This is a genomic window from Streptomyces sp. NPDC013455, assembly GCF_040632975.1.
Lineage (GTDB): Bacteria > Actinomycetota > Actinomycetes > Streptomycetales > Streptomycetaceae > Streptomyces.
On the sequence record NZ_JBEYCX010000001.1, the window covers coordinates 601,439 to 628,106 of the forward strand.

Consider the following 26,668-nt stretch of genomic DNA (forward strand, 5'->3'; position numbering starts at 1 on the left):
GCGCGGCCGTGTCCGGCCGGGCGCGTGCCCGGTCAGGCCGCCGACCTCCACGGTGCCGCGAGGTTCTGTTCGTAGCGGTGGAGGACCAGGCCGGCCATCGCCTCGTGGTCGCCCAGGGGCGCGGAGGCGATCCACGGGGACCGGGCCGCGCACTGGGCGGCGAAACGGCCCGGGGCCGTGAAGCAGGAGGCGACCGCCACCCGGTGGCGGCCCCTGGCCGCCAGGGCGCGCAGGGCGGTCGGCACCGCCGGGGTCGCCGCCGAGGCGTAGGCGGGGACCACCGGGACACCCAGGCGGGCGGCCAGGAGGCGGGCGGTGCGGCGGGTGTCGGTGGCCGAGTCGGGGTCCCGGGAGCCCGCCGCCGCGAGGACGACCGCGGTCGAGCGGCGGGCGGTGTCGTCCATGGCGGGGGGCCAGCCGGCCTCCAGGAGACGGGCGTGCAGGGCCTCGGCCAGCAGCGGGTGCGGGCCGAGCGGACCGGCGGTGCGTGCGGGTACCGGTGCGGTCGCCGCCATCCGGGGGATGTCCTCTTTGACGTGGTAGCCGCGGGCCAGGAGGAGCGGGACGAGGACGGCGGGGGTGCCGCCCAGGGCGGCGAGGGTGTCGGTGAGCAGGGGCTCGTTCAGCTCGATGTGGCCCAGGTGGACGGGGAGGCCGGGGCGCAGCGCGCGGACCCGTGCCATCAGGGCGCGGACGGTGTCGAGGGCCCGGGGGTCGCGGCTGCCGTGGGCGACCAGGACGAGGGCGGGCGGGGCCGGGCGGCGGCGGCCGAGCGGAGAGGCGCGCCGGCTGCTGGTGCGGAGGGGGGAGGACGCCGTCATGGAAGGATCCTGGCCGGGAGACGTTGCGTGGCCGTTGCGTGGCCGTCACGGGTATTTACCGCGGGTTCACCGCACACGGATGCACGCTGTGAGGTGAATCCGGTCTCTTTCGCACGGATGTGCGGTGCGAGGCGAACCGGATCGTGCCCGCCCGCGTCCTCCTTGGTCGGAGACGATCACGGGGGGACCGCATGAAAATCCGTCGGCCGCGATGGCCGCGCACGCGTACCGGGCAGCGGCGGCTGGTGCAGGCCGTGATGGCCGGCTGCGTGCTGGCGCTGCTGCCGTCGACCTGGCTGTACGCGTCCACGGCGGACCGGCTGCGCACGACGGCGGACGTGCCGCGCACCGAGGTCGCGGTGGTGTTCGGGGCCGGGCTGTGGCGGGGCGAGCCGTCGCCGTACCTCGCGCACCGGCTGGACGCGGCCGCCGAGCTGTACCGCGCGGGGCGGATCGAGGTCGTCCTCGTCACCGGGGACAACAGCCGCGAGGACTACGACGAGCCCGACGCCATGCGCACGTACCTCACGGAGCACGGGGTTCCCAACGGGCGGATCGTCAGCGACTACGCCGGCTTCGACACCTGGGACTCCTGTGTCCGGGCCCGGAAGATCTTCGGCGTCGACCGGGCGGTACTGATCAGCCAGGACTTCCACATCCGGCGGGCGGTGGCGCTGTGCGAGGCGGCGGGCGTCGACTCGTACGGCGTCGGGGTCGCCGCCAAGCACGACGCGACCTGGTACTACGGCGGCACGCGGGAGGTGTTCGCCGCGGGCAAGGCGGTGCTGGACGCGGTGCTCCGGCCGGACCCGCGGTTCCTCGGCCCGGAGGAGACCGGGGTCGCGAGGGCCCTGGCGGGAGCGCGGGACTGAGCAGGGAGCCCAGGGAGCCGGCGTAGGGCCGCCGACCGGAACCTCACGCCGCCGCGCGGCCGGCGGGGAGGTCGCCGTGCCGGGCGTGTAACCGGATGCGACCAGGGGACGTAACACGCCCGGCGCAGGCTGGGCGGTATGGAGAACACCTCGACGCCCACCCACTGCCCGTACTGCGCCTTGCAGTGCGGGATGAACATCACGCCCCTGCCCCAGGCGGGCGTCGAGGTCACCGAGCGCCCGGACTTCCCCGTCAACCGGGGCGCGCTGTGCGGCAAGGGCCGCACGGCGGCGCAGGTGCTGTCCCCGGCGGTACGGCTGACCGCGCCGCTGGTGCGGCGGGGCGGCCGGCTGGTGGAGGCGGGCTGGGACGAGGCGCTGGACCTGATCGCCGAGCGGCTGGTGGCGACGCGGGAGGAGTACGGCCCGGACGCGCTCGGGGTGTTCGGCGGGGGCGGGCTGACCAACGAGAAGGCGTACGCGCTCGGCAAGTTCGCCCGGGTGGTGCTGGGCACGTCGCAGATCGACTACAACGGCCGGTTCTGCATGTCGTCGGCCGCGGCCGCGGGCACGAAGGCGTTCGGTCTCGACCGGGGGCTGCCGTTCCCGCTGGAGGACGTCCCCAGGACCGGCTGTGTGATCCTCGTCGGCTCCAACCTGGCCGAGACCATGCCGCCGTCGCTGCGCTTCTTCACCGAACTGCGGGAGAACGGCGGCACGCTGATCGTCGTGGACCCGCGCCGGACGAGGACCGCCGAGCAGGCCGACCTGCACCTCGCGCCGCGGCCCGGCACCGACCTGGCCCTCGCCCTCGGCCTGCTGCACCTGGTGGTGGCCGAGGGGCGGACGGACGAGGCGTACATCCGGGAGCGGACCACGGGCTGGGAGGAGGCGCGGGCCGCGGCGATGGCGCACTGGCCGGAGTACGTGGAGCGGATCACGGGGGTGTCCGTTCCCGAGCTGCGGGAGACGGTACGGCTGTTCTGCGAGCCGGAGTCGGCGATGGTGCTCACGGCTCGCGGCCCGGAGCAGCAGTCCAAGGGCACGGACACGGTGGGCGCATGGATCAACCTGTGCCTGGCGACCGGCCGGGCCGGCCGCCCGCTGTCCGGCTACGGCTGCCTCACCGGGCAGGGCAACGGGCAGGGCGGGCGCGAGCACGGCCAGAAGGCCGACCAGCTGCCCGGCTACCGCAAGCTGGACGACCCCGAGGCGCGCCGCCACGTGGCCGGGGTGTGGGGGGTGGACCCGGACAGCCTGCCCGGCCCCGGGCGCAGCGCCTACGAGCTCCTCGACGCCCTCGGCACGGACGTCCGGTCGCTGCTGCTGATGGGTTCCAACCCGGTGGTGTCCGCTCCGCGCGCGGCCCACGTCGAGGAGCGGCTGCGGTCGCTGGACTTCCTGGCCGTGGCCGACGTCGTCCTGTCGGAGACGGCGGAGCTGGCGGACGTCGTGCTGCCGGTCACCCAGTGGGCCGAGGAGACGGGCACGACGACCAGCCTGGAGGGCCGCGTGCTGCTGCGCCGCCGGGCCGTCGATCCGCCGCCCGGCGTCCACAGCGACCTGTACGTCCTGCACGAGCTGGCCGCCCGGCTCGGCGTGGAGAAGGGCTTCCCGACCGACCCGGAGGAGGTCTTCGCCGAGCTGCGCCGCGCCAGCGCGGGCGGCCTCGCCGACTACTCGGGCATCACCTACCGCCGCCTGGCCGAGGAGAACGGCGTCTTCTGGCCGTGCCCGGAGCTCCCGCCCGTGGCGGACACCGACGGCGCGGTGACCGGCGCGACGGCGGGCGCCGGGACCGGCGGCACGGCGGGCGCGGGCGCCGGCGGGATGTCCGGCGCCGGCGCGGTGCCGGGTGCGCGGCCGGGTGCCGGTGCCGGGCGCGCCGGCTCGGCCGCGGCCGACGGCGAGGACGCCGGCCTGGACGCCCTGCCCGACGACCCGGCGGCGGACACCGACACCGCCCCCGGCGCCCCGGCACCCGTGCACCCCGGCACCCCGCGGCTGTTCCTCGACCGGTTCGCCACCGCGGACGGGCGGGCCCGGTTCGTGCCCGTGGTGTACCGGGCGACGGCGGAGGAGCCGGACGGTGAGTACCCGCTGCTGCTGACCACCGGGCGGGTGGTGTCGCAGTACCAGTCGGGGGCGCAGACCCGGCGGGTGGCGGAGCTGAACGCGGCGGCACCCGGACCGTTCGTGGAGCTGCACCCGCGGCTCGCGGCCCGGCTGGGGGCGGCCGAGGGGGACCCGGTGGCGGTGGTCTCCCGGCGCGGCCGGGCCGTGGCACCGGCCCGGATCACCAGTGCCATCCGCCCGGACACCGTCTTCATGCCCTTCCACTGGCCGGGCGAGGGCCGTGCCAACACCCTCACCAACCCGGCGCTCGATCCGACGTCGCGGATGCCGGAGTTCAAGTCGTGCGCGGTCCGGGTGGAGGTCGTAGGGCCATCGGCGTAGCGGGGTCCGGACCAGGGCAGGCGGCCCCGGGCGGACCGGCTCGCATAGGTTCGGGGCATGTCCGACACCGAGCAGTACGACCTCGACGCCTACCTCGACCGCATCGGCTGGAAGGGCGGACGGCGGGCCTCTCTCGCCACCCTGCGGGGTGTGCACCTGGCGCACGCGCTGTCGCTGACCTTCGAGAACCTGGACCCGCTGCGCGGTGAGGTGCCCTCTCTGGCGCCCGCCGACCTGATGGCCAAGATGATCCACGGCCGGCGCGGCGGCTACTGCTACGAGCACAACACCCTGCTGCGGCTGACGCTGGAGGCACTCGGCTTCCGGGTGACCCCGCTGGCCGCCCGGGTCGTTCTGGGCGCACCGACGCCGGAGAGCCGGCCGCGGACGCACGCGATGCTGAAGGTCGAGGTGGCCGGGGAGCCGCTGCCGTACCTGGCGGACGTCGGCTTCGGCGCGGCCGGGTCGCTGCTGCTGCCGGTGCCGCTGGTCACCGGGACCGAGTTCGAGGGCGCCGGGCGCCGGCACCGGCTGGCGCACCTGCCGCACGAGGGGCCGCTGGAGCTGTGGGAGCTGCAGACGTACGACGTGCGGGGCGGGGAGTGGGCCGGCCAGTACGCGTTCACGCTGGAGCCGTTCACCGCCGCCGACTTCGGCATGTTCAACTGGTTCGTGGGCACCAGCCCGCACTCTCCGTTCACCCGCCGCCCGTACCTCCAGCGGGCCACCGCCGAGCGCCATCTCGTCCTGGACGGCGCCCGGTTCACCGAGACCCGCGCCGACGGCACGGTGACCGGGCGCACGCTGACGCGGGAGGCGGAGGCGCGGCGCGTGGTGACCGAGGAGTTCGGCGTCGAGGTGCCCGAGGGACTCAGGCTGCTGGGCTGACGGGCCGGGAGCCCGGCATGATCGGTGAGACAAGCCCGTCACCCGTTCACCGGCGCCGCCGCGCCATTCGTGTGCTCTTCATACAACCGTCTCGCGCCGGCCCCCGGCACGCCCGTGACCTGCCCGGACCCCGCGCGGACTAGGCCGGGCGGGGGTCGCGGGCACCACCCGTTCACCGCATTTCTGACGGCCTCTCAGGAAGCGGCCGGGCCGCGGAGCCACTTACCTCGGTAGGGCACGAGTCGGACAAGCCCTGGGGAGCACCATGCGACGCACCGCCCGTCTGCTGACCGGTACCGCGCTCGCCGTGGCCACCGCGGCGCCCGCCTACGCCGTGGACGCGGTGCGCGCGGCGGCTCACCCGCCGGGCGCCCTGGGCGGTGCCGGGACCGCGGCCGTGCTCGACTCCGCGGGGGGCCTGGACGTGTCCCCCTCCACCGTGGCACCGGGCGGGCAGGTCACGGTGAACACCACCGCGTGCGGGGCGAAGGGCTCGGCGACCGGGGACGCGGGCGCGGTCGGCGCCGGGACCTTCACGCTGGCGCCCGGCGCGCACGAGGGCGAGGCCACCGGCGGGTTCCGGGTGCCGCCGAGCGCGCAGCCGGGGACGTACGAGATCGTCGCCCGGTGTGCCGAGGGGGACCGGCAGGTGGCGGGCGACCTGGTGGTGGCGGTGGCTGCGCTGAGCGCGGCGCACGAGCAGGTGCAGCCGCGGGGAAGCGTGAAGACGGGGGTCGGCGGCGGACTCGGCGCCGACCCCGTGCAGACCGCGGCGGGCGTGGCGGCACTGGCCGTCGCCGCCGCGGGCGGTACCTGGCTCCTGCATCGCCGGGCGAGAGGCGACGGGATCTGACGGACACCCTCCGCTGTCCGTCCGCCGGTACCGCACATCCCGCCCCCTCCGGGTCCGATGCCCCTCGCGGCCCGGAGGGGGAGGGGGCCGGCCCGGGCCGGTCCGCTCAAGGGTCCCGTTCGGGGCACGCCCCCGGGAGAGGGGTTCACATGCGCACCAGCGCCAGGTTCGGCAGGCTCGGGGACACCGCCATAGCCGCGGTCACCGTCGTGGCCCTCGGTTCGGGGGTGTGGCTGCTCGGCAGCGGCGCCGTCAGCCACACGCCGCCGCAGCCGACCGCCGCCGAGGGCCGTCCCGACCCGGGCGGCGAGCGGGGCGCGGCCCCCGCGCTCGCCCCGTCCCTGCCCACCCGCATCCGCATCCCCGCGATCCGGGTGGACGCCCCGCTGACCGGCCTGGCCCTCACCCGCTCCGGCAGCCTGGACGCGCCGCCGGCCGAGCGCAAGAACCTCGCCGGCTGGTACGAGGCCGGCACCCTGCCCGGCGAGAGGGGCACCGCGATCGTCGCGGGCCATGTCGACAACGCCGAGGGCCCCGCCGTCTTCTACGACCTGGGCGCGCTGAAGCGGGGCGCCGCCATCGAGGTGGACCGCCGGGACGGCACGGTGGCCGTGTTCACCGTGGACGCGGTGGAGGTCTACGCGGCCAGCGACTTCCCCGACGACAAGGTCTACGGCGCCGCCCCGCGCCCCGAACTGCGCGTCATCACCTGCGGCGGCGGCTACTCCCGCACGACCGGGTACCAGGGCAACGTGGTGGTCTTCGCCCACCTGACGGGCAGCCGCTGAGACCGGCCCGGAGCCGTCACGGTGGCCGGGGAGCCGCTGCGGCGCGGGGGCCGTCCGCTCCTCACAGCCGGGGAAGGGGCGTGCGCGGGTCCCTCACACCCGCCGTCCGCCGGCGCTGAGGGCAGCGTTCCCCGCGGGAAACAGCAGTGATGCTGCCGGGTAACGTCCGGGCCGCACGCTCGGGACATGACCTCGAATACGCGTGTGGTGGTGATCGGCGCCGGCCTCGCGGGCGTACGGCTCGCCCGGCGGCTCGGCGAGCTGGGCGTCCCCGCACTGCTCGTCGGCGAAGAGGAGCACCCGCCGTACAACCGGGTGCTGCTCGCCGAGGTGCTGGCCGGCCGGTACGCCGCCGAGGTGATCGGCCTGCCGGCGCCCGACGGGCTGCTGCGCACCCGGGCCACCGGCATCGACCGGGCCGCCCGGACCGTCGAGTGCGCCGACGGCACCTCGATCGCCTACGACACGCTGGTCCTGGCCACCGGCTCCAACCCGGTGCTGCCGCCGCTGCGCGGCCTGTTCACCGCGGACCACCAATTCCCCGCGGGCGTCCACGCGTTCCGCACCATGGACGACTGCCTGGGCCTGGCCGGGGCGGTGCGGCCCGGGGTGCGGGCGGTGGTGATCGGCGGCGGACTGCTCGGCGTCTCCGCCGCCCGCGCGCTCGCCGTGCGCGGCGCGCAGGTGGTCCTCGCCCAGCAGGCCGAGCGGCTCATGGAACGCCAGCTCGACCCGGACGCCTCCCGGCTGGTGCTGCGGCACCTGCGGGAGCTGGGGGTCGAGGTGCACACCGAGTGCCGGGTGCGGGACGTGCGCTGCGTCGGCGGCGCGGTCCGCTCGGTGGAGATGGCCGACGGCTACGCCCTCGACGCCGACCTCGTGGTCCTCGCCTGCGGGGTGCGGCCCCGCACCGGTCTGGCCGAGCAGGCGGGCCTCACCGTACGCAAGGGCGTCGTCGTCGACGACGAGCTGCGCACCTGTGACCCGCACATCCACGCCATCGGCGACTGCGCCCAGCACGACGGCACGGTCTACGGACTGGCCGCCCCGGCCCTGGAACAGGCCGAAGCGCTCGCCGAGCTGCTGGCAGGCGACACCCGTGCCCGCTACACCGGCACCCGCTCCCTGACCCGGCTGACCCTCACCGGTCCCGACTCCCCCTTCGACCTCGCCGCGTTCGGCGAGACCGAACCCCGCCCCGGCGACGACGTCGTCCGGCTCACGGACGCCACCCGGGGCACCTACCGCAAGGTCGTCGTCCGCGACGACCGCCTGGTCGGCGGGGTCCTCGTCGGCGAACTCGGCACCGTCGGCGCGCTCGCCCGCGCGTGGGAGGGAGCAGAGCCGCTCCCCGACGACGGTCCCCTGCTCCACCTGCTCACCAACGATGGAGGCTCCTGAATGACCGCCACCCCGGGGGCCACCCCCACGATCGTGCTCGTCGGCCACGGCATGGTCGGCCAGCGCTTCCTCGAAGCGCTCGCCGAGCGCGGCCTGACCGCCACGCACCGCGTGGTCGTGCTGTGCGAGGAGCCGCGTCCGGCCTACGACCGCGTCCAGCTCACCTCGTACTTCTCCGGCAGGACGCCGGAGGACCTCTCCATGACCGACATGGAGTTCATCAAGGACCACGGCATCGAGCTGCACGTGGGCGACCCGGCGGAGCACGTCGACCGGGAGGCGCGCACGGTCACCGCCCGCTCGGGACTCACCGTCGGCTACGACGTCCTCGTCCTGGCCACCGGCTCCTACCCGTTCGTGCCGCCGGTGCCGAACAAGGACGCCGCCGGCTGCTTCGTCTACCGCACGATCGAGGACCTCCTCGCGATCGAGGAGTACGCGAAGACGGCGTCCACGGGTGCCGTGGTCGGCGGCGGCCTGCTCGGACTGGAGGCGGCCGGCGCGCTGAAGGGCCTCGGACTCGCCACCCACATCGTGGAGTTCGCGCCGCGGCTGATGCCGGTGCAGGTGGACGAGGGCGGTGGCGCGGCGCTGCTGCGGACCATCGAGGGCATGGGCCTGACCGTGCACACCGGCGTGGGCACCCAGGAGATCGTGACGGACGCCTCCGGGTCCGTGACCGGCATGAAGCTGTCCGACGGTTCCGAGCTCGCAACCGACCTGGTGGTGTTCAGCGCCGGTGTCCGCCCCCGCGACCAGCTGGCCCGGGACTGCGGCCTGACCGTCGGCGAGCGCGGCGGCATCACGGTCGACGAGCAGTGCCGTACGGTCGCCGATCCGCACGTGTTCGCCATCGGCGAGTGCGCGCTGGCGGCGGACGGCCGCGTGTACGGCCTGGTCGCCCCCGGCTACGAGCAGGCGGAGACGGTGGCCGCGGCGATCGCCGCGGACGAGGGCGAACCGGTGACGTTCACCGGCGCCGACCTGTCCACCAAGCTGAAGCTGCTCGGCGTCGACGTCGCCTCCTTCGGCGACGCCCACGGCACCACCGAGAACTGCCTGGACGTCGTCTACTCCGACTCGCGCGCGGGCCTGTACAAGAAGCTGGTCATCGGCGCGGACGGCACGCTGCTCGGCGGCATCCTGGTCGGTGACGCCGAGGCGTACGGCACCCTGCGCGCGCTCACCGGCTCGGTGCCCCCCATCTCCCCCGAGTCGCTCGTCCTGCCCGCCGGAGCGGGCTCGGGGGCCCAGCTCGGCCCGGCGGCGCTGCCGGACGAGGCGATCATCTGCTCCTGCCACAACGTCAGCAAGGGCACGATCCGCGGCGCGGTCACCGAGCACAACTGCGTGACCGTGCCCGAGGTGAAGAAGTGCACCAAGGCCGGCACCGGCTGCGGCAGTTGCGTGAAGGTGCTGGGCCAGCTGGTCACCGCGGAGCTGGAGGCGTCCGGCGTCGAGGTCGACAAGGGCCTGTGCGGCTGCTTCGCGCAGACCCGCGAGGAGCTGTACGAGATCGTGCTGGCGCTGCGCGTCACGTCGTACCAGGAGCTGCTGGACCGCTTCGGCCGGGAGGGCGCCCGGGGCGGGGACGGCTGCGAGGTGTGCAAGCCGACGGTCGGCTCGATCATCGCCTCCCTCGCCCCGACGATCGGCGCGAGCGGGTACGTCCTGGACGGCGAGCAGGCCGCGCTCCAGGACACCAACGACCACTTCCTGGCCAACCTCCAGAAGAACGGCTCGTACTCGGTCGTGCCGCGCATCCCCGGCGGGGAGATCGCACCCGAGAAACTGATCGTGATCGGTGAGATCGCGCGCGACTTCGGCCTCTACACGAAGATCACCGGCGGCCAGCGGATCGACATGTTCGGCGCCCGGGTGGAGCAGCTGCCGCTGATCTGGGCGAGGCTGGTGGACGCCGGCTTCGAGTCGGGGCACGCCTACGGCAAGTCGCTGCGCACGGTGAAGTCCTGCGTGGGTTCCACCTGGTGCCGCTACGGCGTGCAGGACTCCGTCAGGATGGCGATCGACCTGGAGCTGCGCTACCGGGGCCTGAGGTCGCCGCACAAGCTGAAGTCGGCGGTCTCCGGCTGTCAGCGCGAGTGCGCGGAGGCCCAGTCGAAGGACTTCGGGGTGATCGCCACCGCGAACGGCTGGAACCTGTACGTCGGCGGCAACGGCGGCGCCACCCCGCGCCACGCGGACCTGCTGGCCCAGGACCTGTCCGACGCCGAACTGGTCCGGCTGATCGACCGGTTCCTGATGTTCTACATCCGTACGGCCGACCGTCTGGAGCGCACCAGCACCTGGCTGGAGCGCATCCCGGGGGGCCTGGAGCACGTACGGGACGTGGTGGTGCACGACTCGCTCGGCATCTGCGACGAGCTGGAGAAGCTGATGCGCGAGCACGTCGCGCACTACCGCGACGAGTGGGCGGAGACGGTCAACGACCCCGAGAAGCTGGCCCGGTTCGTGTCCTTCGTGAACGCTCCGGACACCCCGGACCCGGTGGTCTCCTTCGTCCCCGAGCGCGACCAGATCAAACCCGACCTGCCGCTGCTGAACATCGGCCTGCGGCCCGCCGACGACGTCCTGGAAGGAAGCGCCCAGCGATGACCCTGGCTCTCGAGACGACCGATCTGAAGGTCCAGCTCCAGCTGGCCGACGGCTGGTTCACGGTCTGCGACCTGAGCATGCTGGTCCCGGGCCGCGGAGTGGCGGCGCTGCTGCCGGACGGCCGCCAGGTGGCCGTCTTCCGCGACCGCGCCGACCGGCTGTACGCCGTCGACAACCGCGACCCGTTCACCGGTGCGGCCGTGCTGTCCCGCGGGCTGACCGGCACCCACCAGGGCCGCCCGTTCGTGGCGTCACCGCTGCTGAAGCAGCGCTTCGACCTGGCCGACGGGCGGTGCCTGGACGACGAGTCGGTGCGGATCGCCGCGTACCAGGTACGGGCGGCCTGAGCCGTACTCGACCGTACTTGACTGATCGGCACTCGACTGATCGGCACTTGACTGATCGGCCGTACTTGACTGATCGTTCCAGAAAAACCTAGGCTGCGGTACGTGGCCAGGACGAAGGAATTCGACCCCGACGCCGCGCTGCAGGCAGCCCTGGAGCTGTTCTGGCGGCGCGGCTACGAGGCGACGTCGATGGCCGACCTGGTCGCGCACCTGGGCATCGGCAAGGCGAGCCTCTACGCCACCTTCGGCAGCAAGCACGAGCTCTACCTGAAGGCGCTGGACCGCTACGGGCAGGCGCAGAACCCGCGGCTGACGCGGGAGCTGTCCGGGCCCGGCCCGGTGCTGCCGGCCGTGCGCGCCCTGGTCCGGCGGTTCGCCGCCGAGGCCGGCGCCCGGACGACCCGGGAGCAGGGCTGTCTGGTCACCAACACGGCGGTGGAACTGGCCCCGCACGACCGGGACGCCGCCCGCCGGGTGGAGCACAGCTGGGACACGTTGGAGACCCTGCTGCACTCCGCCCTGGTCCGCGCCCAGGCGCAGGGCGAACTGGCCGCCGGCCGCGATCCGCTGGCCCTCGCGCGCACGCTGCTGGTCCTGCTCCAGGGCCTGCGGGTGGTCGGGAAGGCGTCGGCGGACCCGGCCCGGGTGCGGGACGCGGCGGAGCAGGCCCTGGCACTCCTGGACTGACGAGAGCGCGCCCCCTCGGGAGGCGCGCTTTCTGCCGCCTTCATACTGAACCGATCGGTCAAGAAAAGGGAATGAATCATGACGCACCGCTTCTCCGGCCGGACCGCTCTCGTCACCGGTGCCGGCTCCGGCATCGGCCGCGGGGTGGCCCTCGCCCTGGCCCGGGAGGGCGCGCGGGTCGTCGTCGCCGGGCGACGGGCGGAGCCGCTGGCCGAGACCGTCCGGCTGATCGGGGAGCAGGGCGGCGAAGGCCTCGCCGTCACCGCCGACGTCTCCCGCGCCGACGGGCCGCGGAGCCTGGTCGCCGCCGCCGTGGACCGGTTCGGCTCCCTGGACGTGGCCGTCAACAACGCCGGTGTGCTGGAGGGGCGGGGGCGGGCCGTGGGCGACCTGTCCGAAGACGACTGGCGCCGGATGCTCGACATCAACGTCACGGGCGTCTTCCTCGCCCTCCGGGCCGAGATCGCGCAGATGCGCACGCAGCCCCGGGGCGGCGCGATCGTCAACATCGCCTCCCGGATCGGCGTGCACAGCCGGCTGCCCGGCACCGCCGGCTACGCCGTCAGCAAGGCGGCCGTCTCCGTCCTCACCCGCGCCGCAGCCCTGGACCACATCGCCGACGGCGTGCGGATCAACGCCGTCAGCCCCGGCCCCACCGCCACCGGCATGTCCTTCAAGCCCGGTGAGACCGAGGCCGGCCGGGCCGCGCGCATGCGCACCGAGGTGCCGCTCGGCCGGGTCTCCACCGTCGAGGAGGTGGCCGCCGCGGTGCTCTACCTGGCCTCGGACGACGCGGCCTCGGTGGTCGGCGCGGACCTGGTGGTCGACGGCGGCTCCACGGCCTGAGCCCCACGGGCCGCGGTCAGTCGATCCCCGACCGCTCCACCCCCGCCACGATCCACCGCTGGAAGCACAGGAACACCACCAGCAGCGGCAGGACCGACACGGCGGCCGCGACGAACAGCTCGTGCAGCCGGATCACCTGGGACGTGGTGAACGACGACAGCGCCACCTGCACCGTCCAGGCGCTCTGGTCCTGCCCGATGACCAGCGGCCACAGGAAGGAGTTCCACGCACCGAGGAACACGATCGTGCCGACCGCCGCGAACACCGGACGGGCGTGGGGTACGACGACGAGCCAGTACGTCCGCCAGTACCCGAGCCCGTCCACCTGCGCCGCGTCCTCCAGCTCCCGTGGGAAACCGAGGAAGTACTGCCGGAAGACGAAGCAGGCGAACGCCGGGAACAGCGTCGGGACGATCAGCCCCCGGAGCGTGGAGATCCAGCCCAGCGACGACACCAGCACGAAGCTGGGCACGAAGGTGACGGCGGCCGGGACCAGCAGGGTGCCGAGGATGCCGTGGAAGACCTTGTCCGCGTGCCGGTAGGGGATGCGGGCGAGGCCGTAGCCGGCGAGGGAGGCGAGGAGCAGGGTGCCGAGGGTGGTGGCGACGGCGATCAGCGCGGAGTTGAGCAGGGAGCGGGCGAAGGGCACGGACGAATCGCCGAACAGCTCGGCGACGTTGCCCCACCGCACCTCGCGCGGGAAGAAGGTCCACGCGGGAGAGGTGATGTCCCGCTCGTCGGCCAGCCCGTTGCGCACCAGCAGGTAGAAGGGGATCAGGAAGAGCAGGGCGAGCACGATCAGCAGGGCCAGCCGCAGCGCCCGCCCCGCCCGCACCAGGGCGTCATCCACGGGTGTCCGTCCTTCCCAGCCGCAGCCAGCGCGCCTGCCCGACCGTGACGACGGCGATGACCAGCGCGAGGATCACCGCACCGGCGCTGCCGAGCCCCAGGTCCTGCCCCTGCCCGAGCGCGGTGTAGTACAGGTACACCAGCGGCGGCCGGGCGTAGGGCGGGTATCCCCTCGCGTCGGACAGCAGGTTGTAGAACTCGTCGAAGGCCTGGAAGGCGTTGACGACGAGCAGCAGCACCACCGCGACCGAGGTGGCCCGCAGCTGGGGCAGGGTGATGTGCCGCAGCACGGTCCAGCCGGGCCGGGCCCCGTCCACGGCCGCCGCCTCGTACAGCGCGGGGTCGATCCGCTGGAGCCCGGCGAGGAAGAGGATCATGTAGAACCCGGCTTGCAGCCACAGCCGTACGGTCACGACGACCAGCCAGTACCAGGGCGGTTCGGTGGTGGACAGCCAGGCGACGGGATCGCCGCCGAACCACCCGAGCACGGTGTTGGCCAGCCCGAACCGCACCCCGCTGAAGATCGACATCTTCCAGATGAGCGCGGCCACCACATAGCTGCACGCGGCCGGCAGGAAGAACACCGACCGGAAGAAGGCCCGGGCGTGCCGCACCCGGTTGACCATCAGGGCGAGGGACAGGGAGAACAGGTAGGTGACGGGCACGATGAAGCCGGTGAAGGCGAGGAAGGTCCCCAGGCTGTCGGTGAACGCCTCGTCCCGCAGCATCGCCGTGTAGTTGTCCAGCCCGACGAAGTGCGTGGGCGTGACGGTGTTGTGCGCGTCGAAGAAGCTGAGCGCCACACTCCACAGCAGCGGGACGTAGGTGAACACCGCGAGCCCGAGCGCGAAGGGCCCGACGAACACCCAGAACCACAGGGCCCTGTTGCGCCTCACGGCTTCTTCCGCACACGGTCGAGTTCGGCCGACACCTTGCGCACGACCGCCCGCAGTTCGCTCTCCGGACTCGCGCCGCTCTTGATGATCCGGCTGAGGGCGTCCTGGTAGGCGGTCTGGCTCGCCGGGGTCCACAGCAGCGGTTGCGCGTAGCCGTGGTCGGTGGCGAACCGGACGGCGTCGGCGGCCGGGCCGTCCCGGAGGGCGGTGGCCTTCTCGGCGAGGGAGAGCCGGGCGGGGATGTGGAACCCGTACGACAGCGCGAAGTCGCGCTGGTGGTCGGTGCGTTCCACCCAGAGCCACTTCACGTACGCCTTGGCGGCCTGCTGGTGCCGGCTGCGGGCGCTGACGGCGGCGCCGTACGCCCCGACCGGCACGGAGGGCCGCCCCCCGCTGCCGTCCGCCGGGAACGGCAGTACCCCGACATCGTCCCCGAGCTCCTTCTCGATCCGCGGCAGCGCCCACAGCCCGGACCACTGCATCGCGGTCAGCCCCTGGAGGAAGGCGGACGGGTCCGACCAGTCGGTGGGCGCGCCGAGGAGCAGGGACCCGTCGGCGTACAGCCGGCGCAGCTTGCCGAGGGTGCGGGCGGCCGCGGGGTCGTCGAAGCCGACCTTGCCGTCGTCGGTGACGAGCCGGAGTCCGGCCGCGTACAACGGGGTTCCGCCGAGGACGCCCGCGCCCCCGTCGTTGCCGAGGAACAGCCCCTTGACCGTACGGCCGGTGAGCCTCCTCGCCGCGTCGACGAGCGCGTCGAGGGTGGTGGGCGGCTCGATCCCGGCGTCGTCCAGCAGACTTCTCCGGTAGTAGAGCAACTGCGTGTCGACGACCTGCGGGACGCCGTAGATCCTCCCCTCGTACGTCTTGGTCCCGAGCACGGCCGGATGGAAGTCGTCCGCGACCCCCGCCAGCAGCTCGGTCAGATCGAGCACCTGCCCGCCCCGGATCTGGTCGATGGTGGGCCCGTTGACCTCGAAGACATCCGGCCCGGAGTCGGTGAGCAGGGCCGCGGCGGTCTGCTGGTCGTAGTTCCCCGGCCGCCACTGGACCGTGACGCGCGCCTTGCCGTAATCGGCGGCGTACCGCCGGACGGCCTGTTCGGTGCCGGCCTCGCCGTACTGGTGGTACCAGTGCGACAGCCGCGGCCCGGAACCACCGCCCGAGCGGCCGGTGTTCGACCCGCACGCCGTGAGCAGTCCGGCGGCTCCCGCGCCCGCGGCCAGCAGCGTCCTGCGACTGATCGTCATCCTGTGCCCCCTGACGTTCGTCATCGATGCACGGCTCAACGATCAGCCATGCGCGGCGATTACGAAAGAGGGACCACCGCCGTGCGCCGTCGTCCGGCGGGTACCCGTCCACCACGTTCCCGGCGCCGGCCCACAACTTTTCCGCTCCGGGACGCATCCAACCAAGTGACCACACCGCACCCCTTCACCCGATGAAGGAGGACGTACCATGCGAAAGAACCCGACCCCCGACCCGACCGAGCACCCGGTCACGGCCCCGACCGTGCACCCGCGTCCGCGTCCGGGCTTCCCCCGTGCGCCGGGCCGGCCCGGCCCGGCGGCCGCGCTGGCCGCCGCCGCGCTGGTGGGCCTCACGGCCACCGGGGCCGCCTGGAACGCGACCGCGGCGCCGGCCCGGACGGCGGCCGCGGTGCCCACCTGCGCCGCGAGCGACCTGTACCTGTCCATGGGCGGCAAGGAAGGCGCGGCGGGATCGCTGTACTGGCCGGTCCGCTTCACCAACACCGGCACGACCCGGTGCACCCTGCGCGGTTTCCCGGGCGTCAGCGTCCTGGACACCGCACACCACCGGATCGGCCCCGCCGCCACCCACGGCGACCTGGCCTACGACACCGTCGCCCTGGCCCCCGGCCGCTCCGCCTCGGCGGTCCTGCGCACCGCCAACGGCCCGGTGGGCGGCCCCTGCCTGCGCACCGGCACCTACCTCCGGGTCTACCCCCCGGCGTCCCGCACCGCGACCCTGATCCCGGCCCCCTGGAAAACCTGCTCCGACGTCTTCCAGGTGGGCCCGGTGAACCCCGAGAACACCACCTGACCGGCACCCGACGGGCAGCGCAAAGGGGCGGCACCCCCCGCACGGGGTGCCGCCCCTCCTCTTTCGTGTGCCGGGGCCGCCGCCGATCGGTGAGGGTCGGGGACCGACGGCGGCTCCGGGGCCGGGGGGAGGTCAGCGGTGGTCGCTGCCCTCCGACTGGGTGGCCGCGCGGCCTGCCTCCAGGCGGGCCACCGGGATGCGGAACGGGGAGCAGGAGACGTAGTCCAGACCCACCTCGTGGAAGAAGTGGACCGACTCCGGGTCGCCGCCGTGTTCGCCGCAGACGCCGAGCTTCAGGTCGGGGCGGGTGCGCCGGCCCGCTTCCGCCGCCGCCTTCACCAGGGAGCCGACGCCGTCCTTGTCGATCGTCTCGAAGGGGGAGACACCGAAGATGCCCTTCTCCAGGTACGCCGTGAAGAACGAGGCCTCCACGTCGTCGCGGCTGAAGCCCCACACCGTCTGGGTCAGGTCGTTCGTGCCGAAGGAGAAGAACTCCGCCGCCTCCGCGATCTGGCCGGCCGTGAGGGCCGCTCGCGGCAGCTCGATCATCGTGCCGATCGCCAGCTTCAGCCGCGTACCGGTCGCCGCCTCGACCTCGGCGATGACCTGGTCCGCCTCCTCACGGACGATCTCCAGCTCCTGGACCGTGCCGACGAGCGGGATCATGATCTCGGCGCGCGGGTCGCCCTTGGCCGACTTGCGCTCGGCCGCGGCCTCCGCGATCGCGCGGACCTGCATGGTGAACAGGCCGGGGATCACCAGACCGAGGCGCACGCCGCGCAGGCCCAGCATCGGGTTCTGCTCGTGCAGGCGGTGGACCGCCTGGAGCAGGCGCAGTTCGTTCTCGTGCGGCTCCTGACGGGACTCCGCCAGGGCCACGCGCACCGACAGCTCCGTGATGTCGGGGAGGAACTCGTGCAGCGGCGGGTCGAGGAGGCGGATGGTGACCGGCAGGCCGTCCATCGCCTCGAAGAGCTCCACGAAGTCCTTCTTCTGCAGGGGCAGCAGCGCCTTCAGGGACTCCTCGCGCTCCTCTTCGGTGTCCGCCAGGATCAGGCGCTCGACCAGCTCCCGGCGGTCACCGAGGAACATGTGCTCCGTGCGGCACAGGCCGATGCCCTGGGCGCCGAAGCGGCGGGCGCGCAGCGCGTCCTCGGCGTTGTCCGCGTTGGCGCGCACCCGCAGCCGGCGCTTGCGGTCGGCGAAGGCCATCATGCGGTGGACCGCCTCGACCAGCTCGTCGGCGTCGTCGGCGCCCGGGTGCATGCGGCCCTCGAAGTACTCCACCACCGGGGACGGGACCACCGGGACCTCGCCCAGGTAGACCTTGCCCGAGGAGCCGTCGATGGAGATCAGGTCGCCCTCCTCCACCACCTGGCCGCCGGGGACCGTCATACGGCGGCGCTTGGTGTCGACCTCCAGCTCCTCCGCGCCGCACACACAGGTCTTGCCCATGCCGCGGGCGACGACGGCCGCGTGGGAGGTCTTGCCGCCGCGCGAGGTGAGGATGCCCTCGGCCGCGATCATGCCGTCCAGGTCGTCGGGGTTGGTCTCCCGGCGGACCAGGATCACCTTCTCGCCCGAGCGGGACCACTTCACCGCGGTGTACGAGTCGAAGACCGCCTTGCCGACCGCCGCGCCCGGCGAGGCCGCGATACCGCGGGCGACCTGGTCGACCTTCGCCTGCTCGTCGAAGCGCGGGAACATCAGCTGGGCCAGCTGGGCGCCGGTGACCCGCTGGAGGGCCTCGGTCTCGTCGATCAGGCCCTGGTCCACCAGCTGGGTGGCGATGCGGAAGGCCGCGCCGGCGGTGCGCTTGCCGACCCGGGTCTGGAGCATCCACAGCTGACCGCGCTCGATCGTGAACTCGATGTCGCAGAGGTCCTTGTAGTGGTTCTCCAGCGTCTCCATGATCTGCATGAGCTGGTCGTACGACTTCTTGTCGATCTGCTCCAGCTCCGCCAGCGGGACCGTGTTGCGGATACCCGCGACCACGTCCTCGCCCTGCGCGTTCTGGAGGTAGTCGCCGTAGACGCCCTGGTGGCCGGAGGCGGGGTCGCGGGTGAAGGCGACGCCGGTGCCGGAGTCGGGGCCGAGGTTGCCGAAGACCATCGAGCAGACGTTGACGGCCGTGCCCAGGTCGTGCGGGATGCGCTCCTGGCGGCGGTACAGCTTGGCGCGGTCGCCGTTCCAGGAGTCGAAGACCGCCTTGATGGCGAGGTCCATCTGCTCGCGCGGGTCCTGCGGGAAGTCCCGGCCGGCCTCCTTCTTGACGATCTTCTTGAAGGTGGTGACCAGCTTCTTCAGGTCCGCGGCCTCCAGGTCGGTGTCGACCGTGACCTTCTTGGCGGCCTTGGCCTTGTCGAGGGCCTCCTCGAAGAGGTCGCCGTCGACGCCGAGGACGGTCTTGCCGAACATCTGGATGAGGCGGCGGTAGGAGTCCCAGGCGAACCGCTCGTCGCCGGCCTGGGCGGCCAGGCCCTGGACCGACTTGTCGGACAGACCGATGTTCAGGACCGTGTCCATCATGCCGGGCATGGAGAACTTGGCACCGGAGCGGACCGAGACCAGCAGCGGGTCGTCGGCCTGGCCGAGCTTCTTGCCCATCCTGGCTTCGAGGGCGTCGAGGTGCGCACTCACCTCGTCACGCAGTGCCGCGGGCTCCGCACCGCTCTCCAGGTAGACCTTGCAGGCCTCCGTGGTGATGGTGAAGCCGGGGGGGACCGGCAGACCGAGGTTGGTCATCTCGGCGAGATTCGCACCCTTGCCGCCGAGGAGGTCCTTGAGGTCCTTGTTGCCCTCGGTGAAGTCGTAAACGAACTTCGCTACGTGGGGTTCTTTGTTTTCCGACACGGGTCTCGACTCCTTGAGGCCACGGTGGCTGCCCTGACGGCGAGGAACATACCCAGATCGAAGGTTCATGGGTACGTCCACTTGCCCGTCATACGCCTGTAACCACCCGTCCGCCAGCGGATCGAAAGTCAAGGGTTGGCAAGCGAAGCCGGGCGTATGTTTTCACTTCTTGAAGACAAGGCCGCCCACAGGTGCGGTTTGACGCTCACATGAGCGCCTCTCGTCACGGCTGATTTCGATCGCTGAACAGACAAGGGGTGGCACCGAGTGCCACCCCTTGGAGAAGTGCAGCCGTGCTTGATCCGCTCATCTGAGCGCAACCCTTATCAAGGGTGGCGAGAATCACGCTGCCACAGAGCGCCCCGTTCCACCATGCGGACCCGCCCCCGGACGCGCCCCGGCACCGAAACGAAGCGGTCACACGAAGCCTCACCGAGCGGTCACACGAAGCCTCGCCCGAGACGGTCACCCGAAGCGGTCACACGCCCATCGCCGTCAGCCGCTCCTCCACCCGCTCCGGCGCGTAGAGGTGCTCCACCACCAGCGCCCCGGCGCCGATCAGCCCGGCCCGCTCGCCGAGCCGGGAGGTGACGACGTCCAGGCGGGCCGTGGAGCGGGGCAGCGCCCGCTGGTAGAGCAGCTCGCGCACACCGGTCAGGAAGGGAGTGCCGGCCAGGTCGCCGGCGATCATCAGCACGCCCGGATTGAGCAGGGTCACGACCGTCGCCAGCACGTCCCCGACCCGGCGTCCGGCCTCCCTGGCCAGCGCGGCCGCCTCCGGGTGCCCGGCGGCCAGCAGGTCCCGCACGTCCGAGCCGGAGGCGGCCGGCACCCCGGCGGCGGCGAGGCGCCGGGCCACGGCGCCGCCGCTCGCGACGGCCGCGAGGCAGCCGTGGGCGCCGCACCGGCACTGCGCGTCGGCGCCCACCCGGATGTGCCCGAGGTCGCCCGCGCCGCCGTCGACGCCCCGGTAGACGCGGCCGTCCACGACGACCCCGGCGCCGATGCCCGTGGACACCTTGACCAGCACGAAGGCCGTGCAGTCGGGGTAGCCGGTGCGCTGTTCGCCGTAGGCCATGAGGTTGGCGTCGTTGTCGACCAGGACCGGGACCGGGCGGGCTCCGGTGTGCTCGGTGAGGGCGCGCGACAGGCGCCCCCTTATGTCGTGGCCGTCCCAGCCCGGCATCATCGGCGGCTGGACGACCCGGCCGGTCACGCTGTCCACCGGGCCCGGGACCGCCAGCCCGATCCCGCAGACCTCCTCGCCGCCGTGGCCCGCCTTGACGAGCAACTCGGCGAACCAGCGGCCCAGTTCGCCGAGGACGGCCTCGGGGCCGTCCTCGACCGCCAGCGCGCCCGAGTGCTCGGCGAGGACCTCGCCGGTCAGCGACAGGACGGCGGCACGGGCGTGCCGGGTGTCCAGGTCACCGGCGAGGACCACCGCGTGGGAGTCGTCGAACTCCAGTGTGATGGACGGGCGTCCGCCGAGCGGCGAGTCGACCGGGCCGCCGGCGCCCTCGCGCAGCCAGCCCGCCCGGAACAGCCGGTCCAGGCGCTGGCCGACGGTGGCCCGGGACAGTCCGGTCGCCTGCTGGAGCGCGCCCCGCGTCACGGCCCGCCCGCTGCGCACCAGTTCGAGCAGATCGCCGGCGCCTGCCTGGCTCCCGCCCTTGCCGGCCCTTCCCGGACGTCCGGTCATGCGCACCCCCTTGTGTTTCCCAAGTCTGCATTACATAGTGAGTTTTGCGTGTTAAATAGACGTAACCCTTCGGCGGCCGAGGCCAAACCCGGTCGCCCGGACGTCTTCGGGGAGCCCCGAGTGGATCGCTCTGCCCAGCTCACTGCCCGTCCCGCCCCGTACGAGATCGCATACGATCCACCGACCCCGACGACATCCCCGCACCCCGGTGCGGTGCGGGTGCTGGAGGAGAACTGGACCGGCCGCTCCACGGTCCCCTCCCGCAGCCTGTACCCGCACCAGTGGTCCTGGGACTCCGCGTTCATCGCCATCGGGCTGCGGCACGTCGCGCCGCTGCGGGCCCAGACCGAGCTGGAGACGCTGCTGTCGGCCCAGTGGGCCGACGGGCGCGTCCCGCACATCGTGTTCAACCCCTCCGTACCGCTCGACGCCTATTTCCCGAGCCCCGACTTCTGGCGCTCGGCCACCGCGGGCCGGGCGGCGGGCGCCCCGCGCACCGTACAGACGTCGGGCATCGTGCAGCCACCGGTGCACGCGCTGGCGGCCTGGCTGGTGCACCGCGCCGACCCCGGCCTGTCACGGGCGCGTTCCTTCCTGAGCCGGGTGTACCCGCGGCTGGCGGCCTGGCACCGGTACCTGCTGCACCGGCGTGACCTGGGCGGCGGCGGTCTGGTGTCCGTGGTCCACCCCTGGGAGCAGGGCATGGACAACAGCCCCTGCTGGGACGCCCCGCTCGCCCGGATCGCCCCCGCCCCGGCCCGCTCCTTCCGCCGCGCCGACCTGGACCACGGCGCCCCCGAGGACCGGCCGACGGATCTGGACTACGGGCGGTACGTGCGGCTGGCCGCCGACTACCGTGACCGCGGTTACCGGGACGAGCCGGGCGGGGAGCGCGGGGCCGCGCCGGGCGGTGGACCGCGGCCCGGGAACGGGGAGTTCGCCGTGGAGGACCCGGCGTTCAACGCCCTCCTCATCGCCTCCGAGCACGCCCTCGCGCGGATCGCCGAGGAGCTGGGCGCGTCCGGCACCGCCCGGCGGGCCCGCGCCGAACGGCTGACGGCGGCGCTGGCGGAGCGGCTGTGGGACCCGCGGGCCGGGATGTTCCTCTGCCGGGACCTGCGGGGCGGCGGGCTGATCCCCGAGCGCGGCGTCTCCGGACTGGTCCCGCTGATCCTGCCCGGACTCCCCCGCGAGCTCGCCGCCGCCCTCGTGGGGACCCTCCGCGGACCCCACTTCGGACTGGGCGGCCGCACCCGGCTGGTGCCGAGCTACGACCTGCTCGGGGAGGCCTTCGACCCGCACCGGTACTGGCGCGGCCCGGCCTGGTTCAACACCGGCTGGCTGCTGGAGCGCGGGCTGCGGACACACGGCGAGACCGCGGCGGCCGACGCGCTGTGCGAGGCGGTCCTCGACCTCGCCTGCGCCACCGGTTTCGCCGAGTACGTCGACCCGTACACGGGCGAGCCCTGCGGCGCGGCCGGCTTCAGCTGGACGGCGGCGCTCGCGCTCGACCTGTACCACCGGCGTCCCGCACCGCACGAGCGTCAAGAGCTGGACAAGAGCCCACAAAGAGACGTACCCCCCACGGACAGCGCACCGTTCGACAGGAGTGACAGAGGAGGGGACCGGGGATGACGGACCGGCATCATCTGCTTGTGCACGGAGCCACCTTCGCCGCCGTGGGCGACCGTGGTGACATCAGCGGGGTGCGGGGCGGCGCGTCCCCGGACGGGTTGTTCGTCCGGGACGCCCGGCACCTCAGCCGCTGGCAGCTCACCGTCGACGGCGCGGTGCCCGAGGTGCTCACCCCGGTCGCGGACGGGGACGCGGCGCGCTGTGTGCTCGTACCGCGCGGCGGCCGGCAGGAGCCGCCCGCGCACACCCTGTTCCGGGAACAGGCCGTCGGCGACAGCTCCCTGACGGAGTCCGTGAAGGTGACCAGCAACCGCCCGGTGCCCAGCACGGTCCGGCTCGCGCTCACCGTCGACGCCGACTTCGCCGACCAGTTCGAACTCCGCTCCGACCACCGCACCTACGTCAAGACCGGCGCCGTGCGGTCCCGCGAAGTCCTGGACGACGGCATCGAGTTCACCTACCGGCGCGCCGAATGGCGGTCCTGTACGACGATCACGGCCGAACCGGCTCCGGACGCCGTGGAGGAGACCGGTACCGGCGCCCGGCGCCTGGTGTGGGCCCTCGACCTCGACCCGCACGGCACGACGGAGCTGCTGCTGCGGGTGATCGCCCGCCCGCACGGTGAGCGGCGCGCCGTGCGCGTGCCCCGCGACCCCGCCGCCGTTCGGGAGCAACTCGCCGCCCAGGAAGCCGAGTTCCTGGAGGGCGTGGCCTTCCCGACCGGCTGGCCGGAGCTGGCCGCGGCCTGCGCCCGGGGTCTGGCCGACCTGGCCGCGCTCCAGGTCCCGGCGCACGGACCCGACGGCGAGGAACTGCGGGTCCCGGCGGCCGGCGCCCCCTGGTTCCTCACCCTCATCGGCCGGGACGCCCTGCTCACCTCCCTGTTCGCACTGCCGTACCGCCCCCGGCTGGCCGCCGACACCCTCGTCGCGCTCGCCGCCACCCAGGCCACCGGCGCCGGCCCCTCCCCGGTCGCCCAGCCCGGCAAGATCGTGCACGAGGTACGGCACGGCGAGCTCGCCCACTTCGGCCAGGTGCCGTTCGGCCGCTACTACGGCTCGGTCGACGCCACCCCGCTGTTCCTGGTCCTGCTCGGCGCGTACGTCGAACAGACCGGGGACCTGGCCCTCGCCCGCCGTCTGGAACCGCACGCCCGCGCGGCGATCGGCTGGATGCTGGACCACGGCGGCCTGACCTCGCGCGGCTATCTCGTCTACCGCGCCGACGAGGGCGGCCTCGCCAACCAGAACTGGAAGGACTCCCCCGGCGCGATCTGCTGCGCCGACGGCACCCGGCCCACCGGCGCGGTGATGGCCGCGGGCGCCCAGGGCTACGCCTACGACGCGCTGCGCCGCACGGCGGGGGTGGCGCGGGCGGTGTGGGGCGACGAGACGTACGCCGCCCTGCTCGAACAGGCGGCGGCCGACCTGCGGGACCGGTTCCAGCGGGACTTCTGGATGGCGCAGCGCTCCTTCCCTGCGCTGGCCCTGGACGGGCAGGGCCGGCAGATCGACGCGCTGGCGTCCGACGCCGGGCACCTGCTGTGGTCGGGGCTGCTGGACAAGGAGTACGGCGAGGTGGTGGGCCGCCGGCTGCTGGAGCCCGACTTCTTCTCCGGCTGGGGCGTCCGCACGGTCGCCTCCGGCCAGTCGGCCTACCATCCGCTGTCGTACCACCGCGGCTCCGTCTGGCCGCACGACAACGCGCTGATCACGCTGGGCATGGCGCGCTACGGGCTGCACGACGAGGCGCGTACGGTCGCCCACGCGCTGGTCGACGCGGCGACGGCGGCGGGGCACCGGCTGCCGGAGGTGCTTGCGGGGTACGGGCGCGCTCCGGACGACGCGCCGGTGCCGTACCCGCACGCGTGCGGGAGGGAGGCCCGGTCCGCCGCCGCGCCGCTCGCCCTGTTGACGGCGGTCGGGGGCGCCTGAGGGATTGGGGCGTCGGGAGGGCTGCGGGGCCCGGGGACCGCGGTTCGTGGACCGCGGTTCCGGGCCCGGGGACCGCGGTTCCGGGCCCGGGGACCGCGGTTCTGGACCGTGGTCGCGCGCCCTTCCCCGCACACCCCCGTCGTCCTCCTCCCCCCTCCTCGCCCTTCCCCGGTCGCCTTGACCTGGTGTTTGCCCGGTTCTGGTGAACGGTGGCGGGCGGTGAGCCGTACCGGACGGCATGAGCGCGCTCCAGTCGGCCGAGGAGACGGTCCCAGAAGAGATCACCGCGTCCGCCCCGCCTCCCTCCCGGCGGCCCTGGGCGGCCTGGTCGGCATGGCGGCGGCGCCGGCGGGAGGAGCATCCCCGTGCCGCCCGGGCGCTGTCCGTCACCGTCACGGTGCTCGCCGCCGCGCTCGTCGTCGCCGCGCTCGTGATGCCCAACACCGTCGTCCGGCTGGGGCCCGCGAAGTTCCTGCGGATACCCGGTGAGGCGATCATCGGGGCCGCCGTGCTGCTCGCGCTGCCCCGCCGTCCCCGGGTCGCGGTGGCGGCGGTGTCCGGGGCGCTGCTCGGGGCCATGACCGTGCTGAACGCGCTCGACATGGGCTTCCACCAGTACCTGGGCCGCAGCTTCAACGTCGTGCTCGACTGGAGCCTGTTCGCGGACGCGGAGTCGTACCTGGAGGACTCGCTGGGCCGCACCACCACCCTCGTCGCCGTGGCCGGGGTGATCACCCTCGTGGTGCTGGTCCTCGTCCTGCTCGCGCTGTCCGTGGTCCGGCTGGCCGATGTGCTCGCCCGGCACCCCGGCACCGCGACCCGGGGCACGCTGATCGCCGGGGTGGTCTGGATCACCTGCTCCTCCCTCGGCCTCCAGGTGTCCGGTGTGCCGATCGCCTCCGACCGCACCGCGACCGCGCTGAAGGTGCAGGCCCGCCGGGTGGCGGACACGCTGGAGGACGAGGCGGAGTTCCGGAAGGTGGCCCGGGTGGACGCATTCGGGAACACCCCGGCCGACCAGCTGGTGCCCGATCTGCGCGGCAAGGACGTGATCTTCACGTTCATCGAGAGCTACGGCCGCAGCGCGATCGAGGACCCGGTCATGGCGCCGGGAGTGGACCGGACGCTCCAGGCGCGGACCAAGGCCCTGGCCGGGGCCGGTTTCCGTGCGAAGAGCGGGTGGCTGACCTCGGCGACGTACGGCGGCAGCAGCTGGCTCGGCCACTCCACCACCATGTCGGGGCTGTGGATCAGCAACCAGCAGCGCTACCGCACGGTCATGGCGAGCGACCACATGAGCCTGACGGGGGCGTTCGAGAAGACCGGCGCCTTCGACACGGTCGGCGTCATGCCGGGCGTGCAGAAGAGCTGGCCGGAACAGAAGTGGTACGGCCTCGACAAGGTCTACAACGCCTTCCAGCTGGGCTACCGGGGACCGAAGTTCAGCTGGTCGACCATGCCCGACCAGTACGCGCTCCAGCAGTACCAGGAGCGGGTGCACGGCAAGCGGCCCACCGCCGGCAAGTCGCGCATGTCGCTGCTCATCCTGACCTCCAGCCACCAGCCCTGGGCGCCCGTTCCGACGATGGTGGACTGGGACCGGCTGGGCGACGGCTCGGTCTTCGAGGGCATCGAGGCGGCGGGCAGCGAGCCGGCCGACGTCATCGCCGACACCACCAGGTCCCGGCAGGAGTACGGCAGGTCGATCCAGTACTCGGTGACCGCGCTGACCGAGTGGCTGGAGCGGTACGGCACCGAGGACACCGTGCTGGTCTTCCTCGGCGACCACCAGCCCATCGCCCGGGTCAGCGGCAATCACGCCAGCCGGGACGTGCCGGTGTCGGTGGTCGCCAAGGACCCGGCGGTCCTGGACAAGATCGCCGACTGGGGCTGGACGGACGGCCTGCGCCCCGCGCACGACGCCCCGGTGTGGAAGATGAGCGCCTTCCGGGACCGCTTCCTCAGGGCCTACGGCTCAACTCCCCACCCCAGCAGGAACTGACCCCGCCCCCGCCCCCCGGTGGGGGCGGGGCCACAGCCGACCGAGCCGGACCGGGGGCGTTTCCCGAGCCGACCGTGCCGAGCCGGCCTGGGCACCTCTCAGCCGACAGTTTCGGGTGGCGGGTGGGCGAGGCCGGGATCCGGGGCGGAGCCCCTGGCCGGGG

General features: G+C 73.5%; 20 protein-coding genes. 14 read left to right on the plus strand and 6 right to left on the minus strand.

Annotation, left to right across the window (positions count from 1 at the left end; all coding sequences use genetic code 11):
• Nucleotides 1-32: 32 nt before the first annotated feature.
• The gene (locus tag ABZ576_RS02675) at nucleotides 33-821 is read right to left on the minus strand and encodes a sirohydrochlorin chelatase (RefSeq protein WP_360734995.1); all 789 of its coding nucleotides are present in this window, start codon (nucleotides 819-821) and stop codon (nucleotides 33-35) included.
• Nucleotides 822-1,012: 191 nt separating this feature from the next.
• Between ABZ576_RS02675 and ABZ576_RS02680 the strand changes: the two genes are divergently transcribed.
• The 10 genes from ABZ576_RS02680 (at nucleotide 1,013) to ABZ576_RS02725 (ending at nucleotide 12,576) form a co-directional block, all read left to right on the plus strand.
• The gene (locus ABZ576_RS02680) at nucleotides 1,013-1,693 is read left to right on the plus strand and encodes an ElyC/SanA/YdcF family protein (RefSeq protein WP_360734997.1); all 681 of its coding nucleotides are present in this window, start codon (nucleotides 1,013-1,015) and stop codon (nucleotides 1,691-1,693) included.
• 138 nt (nucleotides 1,694-1,831) lie between these two features.
• Nucleotides 1,832-4,150 (plus strand): molybdopterin-dependent oxidoreductase, encoded by a 2,319-nt coding sequence (locus tag ABZ576_RS02685; RefSeq protein ID WP_360734999.1) that lies wholly within the window; start codon nucleotides 1,832-1,834, stop codon nucleotides 4,148-4,150.
• A 57-nt stretch (nucleotides 4,151-4,207) separates the two neighbouring features.
• Entirely contained in the window at nucleotides 4,208-5,038 is an 831-nt protein-coding gene (locus ABZ576_RS02690) for an arylamine N-acetyltransferase (RefSeq protein ID WP_360735001.1), read from the plus strand.
• A gap of 265 nt (nucleotides 5,039-5,303) precedes the next feature.
• Nucleotides 5,304-5,891, plus strand: coding sequence for a hypothetical protein (locus tag ABZ576_RS02695; protein WP_360735003.1), 588 nt, complete (start codon nucleotides 5,304-5,306; stop codon nucleotides 5,889-5,891).
• A 149-nt stretch (nucleotides 5,892-6,040) separates the two neighbouring features.
• On the plus strand, nucleotides 6,041-6,679 hold the full coding sequence (locus ABZ576_RS02700) for a class F sortase (RefSeq protein WP_360735005.1): 639 nt from the start codon (nucleotides 6,041-6,043) through the stop codon (nucleotides 6,677-6,679).
• A gap of 186 nt (nucleotides 6,680-6,865) precedes the next feature.
• On the plus strand, nucleotides 6,866-8,080 hold the full coding sequence (locus ABZ576_RS02705) for an FAD-dependent oxidoreductase (RefSeq protein WP_360735007.1): 1,215 nt from the start codon (nucleotides 6,866-6,868) through the stop codon (nucleotides 8,078-8,080).
• Complete coding sequence (nirB, locus tag ABZ576_RS02710; protein ID WP_360735009.1) at nucleotides 8,081-10,696, plus strand: nitrite reductase large subunit NirB; 2,616 nt, start codon at nucleotides 8,081-8,083, stop codon at nucleotides 10,694-10,696.
• Nucleotides 10,693-11,043: a nitrite reductase small subunit NirD gene (gene nirD / locus ABZ576_RS02715; protein ID WP_360735011.1), complete on the plus strand. Its 351-nt coding sequence runs from the start codon at nucleotides 10,693-10,695 to the stop codon at nucleotides 11,041-11,043. Before nirB ends, nirD begins: the two co-directional genes overlap by 4 nt.
• 102 nt (nucleotides 11,044-11,145) lie before the next feature.
• Entirely contained in the window at nucleotides 11,146-11,730 is a 585-nt protein-coding gene (locus ABZ576_RS02720; protein WP_360735013.1) for a TetR family transcriptional regulator, read from the plus strand.
• Between the two features lie 78 nt (nucleotides 11,731-11,808).
• Nucleotides 11,809-12,576, plus strand: coding sequence for a glucose 1-dehydrogenase (locus ABZ576_RS02725; protein WP_360735015.1), 768 nt, complete (start codon nucleotides 11,809-11,811; stop codon nucleotides 12,574-12,576).
• A gap of 16 nt (nucleotides 12,577-12,592) precedes the next feature.
• Here ABZ576_RS02725 and ABZ576_RS02730 read toward each other — a convergent pair whose 3' ends face one another.
• From ABZ576_RS02730 to ABZ576_RS02740, 3 genes are read right to left on the minus strand one after another with little or no spacing between them, the layout of a single operon-like run.
• Nucleotides 12,593-13,426, minus strand: a complete 834-nt coding sequence (locus ABZ576_RS02730) for a carbohydrate ABC transporter permease (RefSeq protein ID WP_360735017.1) — start codon at nucleotides 13,424-13,426, stop codon at nucleotides 12,593-12,595.
• Entirely contained in the window at nucleotides 13,419-14,321 is a 903-nt protein-coding gene (locus ABZ576_RS02735) for a sugar ABC transporter permease (protein ID WP_360735019.1), read from the minus strand. Before ABZ576_RS02735 ends, ABZ576_RS02730 begins: the two co-directional genes overlap by 8 nt.
• A complete protein-coding gene (locus ABZ576_RS02740; RefSeq protein WP_360735021.1) occupies nucleotides 14,318-15,568 on the minus strand; it encodes a sugar ABC transporter substrate-binding protein in 1,251 nt (416 codons plus the stop codon). Before ABZ576_RS02740 ends, ABZ576_RS02735 begins: the two co-directional genes overlap by 4 nt.
• Nucleotides 15,569-15,776: 208 nt before the next feature.
• Between ABZ576_RS02740 and ABZ576_RS02745 the strand changes: the two genes are divergently transcribed.
• Nucleotides 15,777-16,382, plus strand: coding sequence for a DUF4232 domain-containing protein (locus tag ABZ576_RS02745; protein WP_360735023.1), 606 nt, complete (start codon nucleotides 15,777-15,779; stop codon nucleotides 16,380-16,382).
• 132 nt (nucleotides 16,383-16,514) lie between these two features.
• On the opposite strand, the gene ppdK is transcribed toward ABZ576_RS02745, so the two are convergent.
• Nucleotides 16,515-19,235 (minus strand): pyruvate, phosphate dikinase, encoded by a 2,721-nt coding sequence (ppdK, locus tag ABZ576_RS02750; RefSeq protein WP_360735025.1) that lies wholly within the window; start codon nucleotides 19,233-19,235, stop codon nucleotides 16,515-16,517.
• Between the two features lie 478 nt (nucleotides 19,236-19,713).
• Nucleotides 19,714-20,934: an ROK family protein gene (locus tag ABZ576_RS02755; protein WP_360735028.1), complete on the minus strand. Its 1,221-nt coding sequence runs from the start codon at nucleotides 20,932-20,934 to the stop codon at nucleotides 19,714-19,716.
• A gap of 120 nt (nucleotides 20,935-21,054) precedes the next feature.
• Between ABZ576_RS02755 and ABZ576_RS02760 the strand changes: the two genes are divergently transcribed.
• From ABZ576_RS02760 to ABZ576_RS02770, 3 genes are all read left to right on the plus strand, one after another.
• Nucleotides 21,055-22,569 carry a hypothetical protein gene (locus ABZ576_RS02760; protein WP_360735030.1) on the plus strand — a complete coding sequence of 505 codons (1,515 nt, stop codon included), beginning with the start codon at nucleotides 21,055-21,057 and terminating at the stop codon, nucleotides 22,567-22,569.
• The gene (locus tag ABZ576_RS02765) at nucleotides 22,566-24,503 is read left to right on the plus strand and encodes a glycogen debranching N-terminal domain-containing protein (protein WP_360735032.1); all 1,938 of its coding nucleotides are present in this window, start codon (nucleotides 22,566-22,568) and stop codon (nucleotides 24,501-24,503) included. Before ABZ576_RS02760 ends, ABZ576_RS02765 begins: the two co-directional genes overlap by 4 nt.
• Before the next feature lie 433 nt (nucleotides 24,504-24,936).
• Nucleotides 24,937-26,505 (plus strand): CDP-alcohol phosphatidyltransferase, encoded by a 1,569-nt coding sequence (locus ABZ576_RS02770; RefSeq protein ID WP_360735505.1) that lies wholly within the window; start codon nucleotides 24,937-24,939, stop codon nucleotides 26,503-26,505.
• Nucleotides 26,506-26,668 lie beyond the last annotated feature (163 nt).

What these genes read in the sequence shown, in the direction of transcription:
- ABZ576_RS02675 (WP_360734995.1), bottom strand. Translation starts at nt 821, where the DNA reads ATGACGGCGTCCTCCCCCCTCCGCACCAGCAGCCGGCGCGCCTCTCCG.
- ABZ576_RS02680 (WP_360734997.1), top strand. Translation starts at nt 1,013, where the DNA reads ATGAAAATCCGTCGGCCGCGATGGCCGCGCACGCGTACCGGGCAGCGG.
- ABZ576_RS02685 (WP_360734999.1), top strand. Translation starts at nt 1,832, where the DNA reads ATGGAGAACACCTCGACGCCCACCCACTGCCCGTACTGCGCCTTGCAG.
- ABZ576_RS02690 (WP_360735001.1), top strand. Translation starts at nt 4,208, where the DNA reads ATGTCCGACACCGAGCAGTACGACCTCGACGCCTACCTCGACCGCATC.
- ABZ576_RS02695 (WP_360735003.1), top strand. Translation starts at nt 5,304, where the DNA reads ATGCGACGCACCGCCCGTCTGCTGACCGGTACCGCGCTCGCCGTGGCC.
- ABZ576_RS02700 (WP_360735005.1), top strand. Translation starts at nt 6,041, where the DNA reads ATGCGCACCAGCGCCAGGTTCGGCAGGCTCGGGGACACCGCCATAGCC.
- ABZ576_RS02705 (WP_360735007.1), top strand. Translation starts at nt 6,866, where the DNA reads ATGACCTCGAATACGCGTGTGGTGGTGATCGGCGCCGGCCTCGCGGGC.
- nirB (WP_360735009.1), top strand. Translation starts at nt 8,081, where the DNA reads ATGACCGCCACCCCGGGGGCCACCCCCACGATCGTGCTCGTCGGCCAC.
- nirD (WP_360735011.1), top strand. Translation starts at nt 10,693, where the DNA reads ATGACCCTGGCTCTCGAGACGACCGATCTGAAGGTCCAGCTCCAGCTG.
- ABZ576_RS02725 (WP_360735015.1), top strand. Translation starts at nt 11,809, where the DNA reads ATGACGCACCGCTTCTCCGGCCGGACCGCTCTCGTCACCGGTGCCGGC.
- ABZ576_RS02740 (WP_360735021.1), bottom strand. Translation starts at nt 15,568, where the DNA reads ATGACGATCAGTCGCAGGACGCTGCTGGCCGCGGGCGCGGGAGCCGCC.
- ABZ576_RS02745 (WP_360735023.1), top strand. Translation starts at nt 15,777, where the DNA reads ATGCGAAAGAACCCGACCCCCGACCCGACCGAGCACCCGGTCACGGCC.
- ABZ576_RS02755 (WP_360735028.1), bottom strand. Translation starts at nt 20,934, where the DNA reads ATGACCGGACGTCCGGGAAGGGCCGGCAAGGGCGGGAGCCAGGCAGGC.
- ABZ576_RS02765 (WP_360735032.1), top strand. Translation starts at nt 22,566, where the DNA reads ATGACGGACCGGCATCATCTGCTTGTGCACGGAGCCACCTTCGCCGCC.
- ABZ576_RS02770 (WP_360735505.1), top strand. Translation starts at nt 24,937, where the DNA reads ATGCCCAACACCGTCGTCCGGCTGGGGCCCGCGAAGTTCCTGCGGATA.